Here is a 7,831-nt window from a genome sequence, read left to right on the forward strand (position 1 = left end):
GGTAGGCAGGGGCGGGCTTGGAGGAGGGGATTACAGGTCGTTGAGGATGTCCGCCATGTCGTCGGCGTGTTCCTCTTCCTGGGCCAGGATCTCTTCGAACAGGCGGCGGGTGGTGGGGTCCTTGTCGCCGATGTACTGGATGATCTCGCGGTAGCTGTCGATGGCGATGCGTTCGGCCACCAGATCCTCGTAGACCATTTCCTTCAGGGTGTTGCCGGCCACGTACTGGGCGTGGGAGTGCTTGGACAACAGGTCCGGGTTGAACTCCGGTTCGCCGCCGAGCTGGACGATGCGTTCCGCCAGTTTGTCGGCGTGCTCGGCTTCCTGGGTCGCGTGTTCGAGGAACTCGTCGGCCGCCACGCTGGCCTTGAGGCCGTTGGCCATGAAGTAGTGGCGCTTGTAGCGCAAGACACACACCAGTTCGGTGGCCAGCGATTCGTTGAGCAGCCGCAGCACCTGCTCGCGGTCGGCGTTGTAGCCCTCGGTCACGGCTCCGTTCTCCACGTGTTGACGGGCCCGTTCGCGCAGGGTGTTCACATCGGATAAATGCTTGTCGCTCATTTCGATCTCCTGGGGCTAATCCGTTTTGCGCCAGGCTCTCTCGGCCTGATCACTACCTGAGTTGTGAGTCCCGGGCGCGGCAAAAAGTTTTATCGGATGTGCCCGGTGGTCTGCGCCGGGGGCAACTGCGGGCCAGGGGCGGATGTCCGGCCAGCAGCGCTTCCTGTTGCAGCCACTGGAGGAAGGCCCGCACCGGAGGGTGCCGCTCTCGCCCCGGCACGCACAGGGCGCTATAGCCCGCGCCGTCCACCTGGACCTCCGGCCGATAGGCTTGCAGCAGGCCGTTGGCCACGCTCTGGGACACCAGGATGTTGCTCGCCAGTACCAGGCCCTGGCCGGCAATGGCAGCTTGCAGGGCGTACTGCTCCTCGTCGTAGGAACGGATCGGCAACCGAGCGTCGAGCCAGTTTTCCCCGGCCTGGGCACACCAGGCCTGCCAGCCATCGGCATACAACCTGGAATTGCGCCAATGCACGCTGATCAGGGACGGTGGCTGCTGCCGGGCCAGGGCCACCTGCTGCGGCGCGCCATAGACCGCAAAGCGCTCGTCGAACAGGCACAGGCCATGGAGATTCAGGTAGCCGTCCTGGCTGTAGCGGATCGCGACGTCGATGCTGGCGTCCTGGTGCAGGTCCACCACCTCGCACTGAGTATCCAGGCGCAGGTTGATGCCAGGGTGCCGGGCGTAAAAGCGCCCCAGGCGCGGCACCAGCCACAGGGCGGCGAAGGCCGCAGTGGTGGAAACGGTCAACTGCGCGGCGCAGGGACTGGGGCGCAGGGTGTCGACGCTCTGGGCCACATCCAGCAGGGCGCCATGCAGGCTGTGGAACAGGCGGCGGCCAGCCTCCGTCAGGCGTACCTGGCGGGGCAGGCGTTCGAACAGTGGCACCCCCAGCCAGTGTTCCAGGCTGCGGATCTGGTGGGACACCGCGGTGGGTGTCACCGACAGGTCCTCGGCAGCGGCCTTGAAGCTCAGCAGGCGCGCGGCGGACTCGAAGGTACGCAGGGCGGTCAGGGGCAGGTGGGCGAACATGACGGGCTCCATGGATGAGTTGAGTTCATCCAAGTGAATGTTTACTCATTTGTGGGTGAGTCGCGGTAGCTCTAGCTTTAACGCGGAACAGGGCCGGCTTCAAGGCCGTTACAGTCAATCCGTACACGAGAAAGCAGATGAGCACAATTCTTGCGATTCACGGCAGCCCCCGAGGCGAGCGCTCCCACAGTCGGCGTCTGACCGATGACTTTCTACAAGCCTGGCAACAGGCCAATCCCGGGGCCATCCTGACCCGGCGCGAAGTCGGGCGGGGTTCCTTGCCCCATGTCAGCGAAGCCTTTATCGCCGCGGCGTTTTATCCACAGCCCGAAGCGCGGCCGCTGTTGATGCAGGCTGACCTGGCCTTGAGTGACGAGCTGGTCGGTGAGTTGCTCGGCCATCAGCGCCTGGTGATCTCGGCGCCGATGCACAACTTCAGCGTGCCCAGCGGGATCAAGGCCTGGGTCGATCACATCGTGCGCCTGGGGCTGACCTTCAACACCCAGCTGGACAACGGCGTGGCCCAGTACCAGCCCTTGGTGCAGGGCAAGAAGGTGTTGATCGTCACCAGCCGCGGCGGCGGTGGATTTGGGCCCGGGGGGGAGCATGAAGCGATGAATCACGCCGATCCATGGTTGCGCACGGCCCTGGGATTCATTGGGATCGAGGATGTGACGGTGGTTGCGGCGGAAGGCGAGGAGTCGGCGCCCGAGCGTTTCGCGCAGTCCTGTGGCGAAGCCCGGCAGCGCCTGTTGGCCCTGGCGCAGACCTTCTGAGGAGGCGGCGTCATGGCCTGGATGTTCCTGCTGCTGGCAGCGGCCTTCGAGGTCACGTTCGCCATGGGCATGAAGTATGCCCAGGGCTTTACCCGGCCCTGGCCGTCGCTGCTGACAGTGGTCGCGGCGCTGGGCGGGATCTACTTCCTGAGCCTGGCCATGCGCGAGTTGCCGGTGAGCGTGGCCTACCCGATCTGGACCGCCATCGGTTCCCTGGGCACGGTGCTGCTGGGCTTCATGCTGCTGGGGGAAAGCCTGACGCCGGTCAAGCTGGTGTCGGTGGGGCTGATCGTGGTCGGGGTGGTGGGGCTGAAATAGCAACTCGGGGCCGGGTTGTCATTGGTTTGTCGCCAAAGCGTCACGGGGGCTGACGACGGCCTTGGTTATGGTCTAGCTTTCAGCCAGCCCCCCTGCCTTCGCACAAGGATGTCCCCGCATGTCCCAAGAGCTTGCCACGCGTTACCCCCTGGTACTGGTGCCCGGCATGCTCGGTTTTGTCCGCCTGCTGCTGTATCCCTACTGGTACGGCATCATCCCGGCCTTGCGCCAGGGTGGGGCCCAGGTGTTTGCGATACAGGTGTCGCCGCTCAACTCCAGCGAGGTGCGCGGTGAACAACTGCTGGCCCAGGTCCAGCGGATCATGGCCGAGACTGGTGCGCCCCGAGTCAACCTGATCGGCCACAGCCAGGGCGCGCTTACCGCCCGTTACGCGGCGGCCAAACGCCCTGACTGGGTCGCCTCGGTGACTTCGGTAGCAGGCCCCAACCACGGTTCCGAACTGGCGGATTACCTGGCTCGGCATTCCCCGGCCCACAGCCTCAAGGGGCGTGTCCTGAGCTGGCTGTTGCGGGGCGTCGCGGCCTTGATGACGCTGCTGGAAACCGGCTATCGCGGGCCGAAACTGCCGGTGGATATCCACGCTTCGCATCAGTCGCTGACCACCGAGGGCGTGGCCCTGTTCAACCGCCAATACCCTCAAGGGTTGCCGTCCACCTGGGGCGGCCAGGGCGCGGAAGAGGTCGGCGGCGTGCGCTACTACTCCTGGTCCGGCATTTTGCAGCCGGGCAAGACCAATCGCGGACGCAACCTGTTCGACGGCACCAACCGCAGTTGCCGCCTGTTCGCCCGCACCTTCGTCCGCGAGGCCGGCCAGTGCGACGGCATGGTCGGGCGCTACAGCTCGCATTTGGGGCAGGTCATCGGCGACGACTACCCCCTGGACCACTTCGATATCGTCAACCAATCCCTGGGGCTGGTGGGCAAGGGCGCCGAACCGATCCGCCTGTTCGTCGAACATGCCCGGCGCCTCAAGGCCGCCAACCTCTGACCCTCACTGTGGCCCTGTAGCCGCCGGCTTGCCGGCGACCGGCCCCAGCACCCTGGTCCAGCGTTCGGAAAGAACCACCCCGCCCAAGGTCAACAAGCCCCCCACCAAATGGAACCAGGCCAGTTGCTCATGCAGCACCACCGCGGCAATCAGCGCCGTGATCAACGGCAGCAGATTGAAAAACAGCGTGGTCCGGCTTGGTCCCAGGCGCACCACTGCCTGCATCCAGGCCAGGGGCGCGAGCATCGAAGCCAGCAGGCAGGCATAGAGCACCAGCGGAATGTTCTGCAGGGTCGGGCCGACCTTGGGTGAGGCCAGGAACAACGGCAGCAGCACCAGCACCGCCACCAGCACCTGCAGGTACAGCAGCACCAGCGGCGGCAGGCGCAGTTGCCACTTCTTCAGCAAGGTGCTGTAGATCGCATAGGCCAGGGTGGCGATCAGCATCATCGCGTCACCTAGGTTGACCCCGTGTTGCAGCAGCGCGGCAAGGCTGCCGGAAGACACCACCACCAGCACCCCGGCAAAGGACAGCACCGCCCCCACCAGAGCCCCGGCGGTCAGGCGCTGGCCCAGGGCGGCAATGGCCATGGCCAGGGACATCAGCGGCATCAGGGAAAGAATGATGCCCATGTTGGTGGCCGAGGTCAGGGTCGCGGCGAAGTAGGCCAGGCTCTGATACACGGCCATGCCCAACACCCCGAGGATGAAGATCCGGCCCAGGTTGGGGCGGATCACCGGCCAGTGCCGCAGCACCGGCTTGAGCATGAACGGAGTGAATAGCAGGCCCGCCAGCAGCCAGCGGTAGAAGCCGATCTCTGCCGGGAAGATCGCACCCACTGCGAGTTTGTTGATCACGGTATTGCCGGCCCAGATAAAGATGGCCAGCAGTGGATAAGCGTATTGCATGGAAACAGCCAGACAGTTGATGAGGGCTGATTATCCTCCTGTCCGGATTAATGCCTATACTTCGAACCGGACAACCTGCCCCGACATCCGGACAGCATGAGCAAAAAACACATCGATCTCCTGGATTTCCACGGCCTGCCCGCGCCGGTGTACTTCCGCTATGCCGACTTCGCCGCCGACAGCCACGCCCTGGAGCACCGGCACCCCTGGGGCTGCCTGGAGTATTCGGCCCATGGTGTGATGCGCATGGACATCGCCGGCCGGCGCTTCATGTCGCCGCCACAGTACGCGGTCTGGGTGCCGCCGCAGACGCCCCACAGTTTCTACACTCCGCAACCGATCAACTACCGAGCGGTGCTGCTGGCGCCGGAACTGTGCACGGACTTGCCGAAGCAGGGCAGCACCCTGGCCATCAGCGAGATTCTCAAGGCGATCCTCAAGGACTTCGCCGCCCGGGATGTACAGATCCCCGAGGGCGAGGCCGACCAGCGTCTGGCCCAGGTGGCGCTGGACCAGTTGCGCCAGGCCCCGGTGCAAGACTGTTACCTGCCCTATGCCCGCAACCCCGAGCTGCTGCGGGTACTCCAGGCCCTGCAGGCCGAACCGGGCAACCACCAGCCCCTGGCCCACTGGGCGCAGCAGGCCCATGTCAGTGAACGGACTCTGGCCCGGCAGTTCGTCCGCGAGCTGGGCATGAGTTTCGGCGAATGGCGCCAGCGCCAGCGCTTCCTCGCCGCCATCGAGGCCCTGGAAAGCACCCGCAGCGTCCAGGAAATCGCCTTCGACATGGGCTACAGCAGCGCCTCGGCGTTTATCGCGATGTTCCAGCGCCAGGCCGGCTGCACCCCCGAGCAGTACCGCCGGGCCAGCCTGCAGAACAGGTGAAGGTGTAACAGGCTTTGTCTACACTGCGCAGGAGGCCGTGCCCATCGGTGCGGTGACCAGGAGAAAACTCCATGAAGATGTTGCGTATCCCTTTGTTGATGGTGGGCCTGCTGCTTTGCTCCCAAGGTTTTGCCGCCACTGCCCAGCAAAACAAGATGACCACCTGTAATGCCGAGGCCACCGCCAAGGCCCTCAAGGGCGACGAGCGCAAGGCCTTCATGAGCACCTGCCTCAAGGCGGCTCCGGCGGCTGCGGCGACACCTTCCACGCCCCAGGAAAGAATGAAATCGTGCAACGCCACCGCCACCGCCCAGGCCCTCAAGGGCGATGCGCGCAAGGCGTTCATGAGTGATTGCCTGAAGAAAAAGTGAGCCTGAATCGATGGGACCAAGGTCACCGGGCTGGCACAGGGCCTTGGTTCGCATCGAGGTTTACGATTTCAGAATCATAAAAAATCTTTTATTTCAATGAGATAAATCAGAAAGATACCGCTCGTCGCTTTTTTTTTATGTAATAAATTTTACATTTAGACTTTATCCCCTTCGAAAACAGGTGCCGGGATGCACCGCGCGGCCGCTCTAGTACCGGCGTCTGCGACTCAAGGGAATGGAAGGCATGTCGCGTTTTGGCTGTTTCAGGCCTGTCGTAGCGTTTTGTGCTTTGTTCGGCTCGTTTGCCCTCACCGCCGCCCCGCTGCAGACGCCGGGTGACCGCGATCTGATCCGTGATCGCCAGCAGCAGTTGCTGCAAGAGCAGCAAAAGCGCCTCGACGAACTGCAGCAACTGCCCGGCAAGACCCTGCCCCCCGAGCCTGCTCCGCAACCTGGCGAGCAGCGCTGTTTCACCATCAAGACCGTCGTCCTCAAAGGCGCCGAACACCTCTCGGCAGCGGATCAGGAGCGCCTGGTGGCGCCCTATCGCGACCAGTGCCTGTCGGTGGCGCAGATCAACACCCTGCTCAAGGCCATTACCCACCACTACCTGCAACAGGGCTATGTCACCACCCGCGCCTACCTGCCTGCCCAGGAGCTGGCGTCGGGGCAATTGATCATCGTCATCGTCGAAGGTCGCCTGGAAAGCCTGGACAGCTCGGCCCTGGCCAGTTCCCGGGAGCTGGCCATGGCCTTTCCCGGCACCACCGGCCAGGTGCTGAACCTGCGGGAACTGGAGCAGTTGGTGGACCAGCTCAGCCGCCTGCCTTCGCGCCAGGTCGAGCTGGAACTGTCACCGGGGGAGAAACTGGGGGACAGCCATGTCGGGCTCAAGGGCCAGCGTCTGAAACCCTGGCGCGTCTCGGCCACCCGCAACAACAGTGGCGACAAAAGCACCGGTGAGCAGCAAATGGGCCTCGGCCTGGACTGGGACAGCCCCCTGGGGCTGGCGGATCAATTGAGCCTGCGGGCCAACCAGGACGCAGTCAGCGATCGCTGGCGCCATTCCGACAACCAGAGTCTGTTCTACAGCCTGCCCTGGGGCTGGTGGACTTTCAGCTACGCCTACAGCCAGAGCTACTACCGCACTCGCAATGACAGCACCGGCTTCGACTTCACCATGGACGGCGAAAGCAAGAACCAGCAGTTGCGCGCCGAGCGTGTGTTGCACCGCGACAACCTGAGCAAGACCGGGATGAGCCTGGGGCTGAGCCAGCTGCGCACGCGCAACTACATCGACGACAACCTGATCGACGTCTCCAGCAATCGCATCACCGAAAGCCAGTTGGGCTTCAACCACGGGCGGCGCATCGGCAATGCCCTGGTCAACGCCGACATCGGCTGGCAGCAGGGCATCGGCGCGCTGGACGCCCAGGGCAGCGGCAACCCTCACGGCAGCGAGCCGGTTTCGCGCTACAACAAGTACAGCCTGACCCTGAGCTACCTGCAGCCCTTTCGCCTGTGGAACGAGAACTTCAGTTTCGACAGCCTGGCCACCGGCCAGCGTAGCGAGGACGTGCTCTTCAGCCCTCAGCGCATCAGCCTCGGCGGGCTCAATTCGGTGCGCGGCTTCCAGGACCAGACCCTCTCCGGCAACAGCGGCGGCTACTGGCGCAACCAGCTGCGCTGGCGCCGTGCCGTGACCTGGCAGGCGCTGCAACCCTTTGTCCAGGAATACGGCCTGGCCTTTGCTTATGACGTCGGGGTGATCAAGGGCGATCGCTACAACCATGACGCCAAGGGCCGAATGAGTGGCAACGCCATCGAACTCAACGCCCGTGGCCAGTACCTGGCCGCGTCAGTCAGCTTCGCGCGCTCCCTGGAGCGACCGGACATTATCGAGAGACGAGAGCATCCGGTGTACGTGCGAGTAGACCTGTTCTTCTGACCCGACCCAAACGCTAGTGGA

Annotated in this window: 9 protein-coding genes; 6 read left to right on the forward strand and 3 right to left on the reverse strand. The window is 64.1% G+C overall.

All coding sequences use genetic code 11. The features are described 5' to 3' along the window. Nucleotides 1-30: 30 nt before the first annotated feature. A complete protein-coding gene (locus Q8O96_RS20930) occupies nt 31-561 on the reverse strand; it encodes a bacterioferritin (protein WP_102881989.1) in 531 nt (176 codons plus the stop codon). 52 nt (nt 562-613) lie between these two features. Then, complete coding sequence (locus Q8O96_RS20935) at nt 614-1,606, reverse strand: LysR substrate-binding domain-containing protein (RefSeq protein ID WP_305949360.1); 993 nt, start codon at nt 1,604-1,606, stop codon at nt 614-616. A gap of 125 nt (nt 1,607-1,731) precedes the next feature. On the opposite strand from Q8O96_RS20935, the gene Q8O96_RS20940 reads away from it, so the two are divergent. The 3 genes from Q8O96_RS20940 (at nt 1,732) to Q8O96_RS20950 (ending at nt 3,697) form a co-directional block, all read left to right on the forward strand. Beyond that, the gene (locus Q8O96_RS20940) at nt 1,732-2,370 is read left to right on the forward strand and encodes an FMN-dependent NADH-azoreductase (protein WP_115581491.1); all 639 of its coding nucleotides are present in this window, start codon (nt 1,732-1,734) and stop codon (nt 2,368-2,370) included. Nucleotides 2,371-2,382: 12 nt separating this feature from the next. Continuing rightward, nucleotides 2,383-2,688 carry a multidrug efflux SMR transporter gene (locus tag Q8O96_RS20945; RefSeq protein WP_102862946.1) on the forward strand — a complete coding sequence of 102 codons (306 nt, stop codon included), beginning with the start codon at nt 2,383-2,385 and terminating at the stop codon, nt 2,686-2,688. Between the two features lie 118 nt (nt 2,689-2,806). After that, nucleotides 2,807-3,697, forward strand: coding sequence for a triacylglycerol lipase (locus Q8O96_RS20950; RefSeq protein ID WP_102862947.1), 891 nt, complete (start codon nt 2,807-2,809; stop codon nt 3,695-3,697). A gap of 3 nt (nt 3,698-3,700) precedes the next feature. Here Q8O96_RS20950 and Q8O96_RS20955 read toward each other — a convergent pair whose 3' ends face one another. Then, a complete protein-coding gene (locus Q8O96_RS20955; protein WP_102862948.1) occupies nt 3,701-4,606 on the reverse strand; it encodes a DMT family transporter in 906 nt (301 codons plus the stop codon). A 96-nt stretch (nt 4,607-4,702) separates the two neighbouring features. Here Q8O96_RS20955 and Q8O96_RS20960 point away from each other — a divergent pair, with 96 nt between their 5' ends. The 3 genes from Q8O96_RS20960 (at nt 4,703) to Q8O96_RS20970 (ending at nt 7,810) form a co-directional block, all read left to right on the forward strand. Further along, nucleotides 4,703-5,491 (forward strand): helix-turn-helix transcriptional regulator, encoded by a 789-nt coding sequence (locus Q8O96_RS20960; protein WP_102862949.1) that lies wholly within the window; start codon nt 4,703-4,705, stop codon nt 5,489-5,491. A 71-nt stretch (nt 5,492-5,562) separates the two neighbouring features. Further along, entirely contained in the window at nt 5,563-5,862 is a 300-nt protein-coding gene (locus tag Q8O96_RS20965; protein WP_102862950.1) for a PsiF family protein, read from the forward strand. A gap of 244 nt (nt 5,863-6,106) precedes the next feature. After that, nucleotides 6,107-7,810 carry a ShlB/FhaC/HecB family hemolysin secretion/activation protein gene (locus Q8O96_RS20970; protein WP_102862951.1) on the forward strand — a complete coding sequence of 568 codons (1,704 nt, stop codon included), beginning with the start codon at nt 6,107-6,109 and terminating at the stop codon, nt 7,808-7,810. Nucleotides 7,811-7,831 lie beyond the last annotated feature (21 nt).

Origin of the sequence: Pseudomonas sp. LPH60 (assembly GCF_030718165.1) — a bacterium.
Taxonomy (GTDB): domain Bacteria; phylum Pseudomonadota; class Gammaproteobacteria; order Pseudomonadales; family Pseudomonadaceae; genus Aquipseudomonas; species Aquipseudomonas danubii.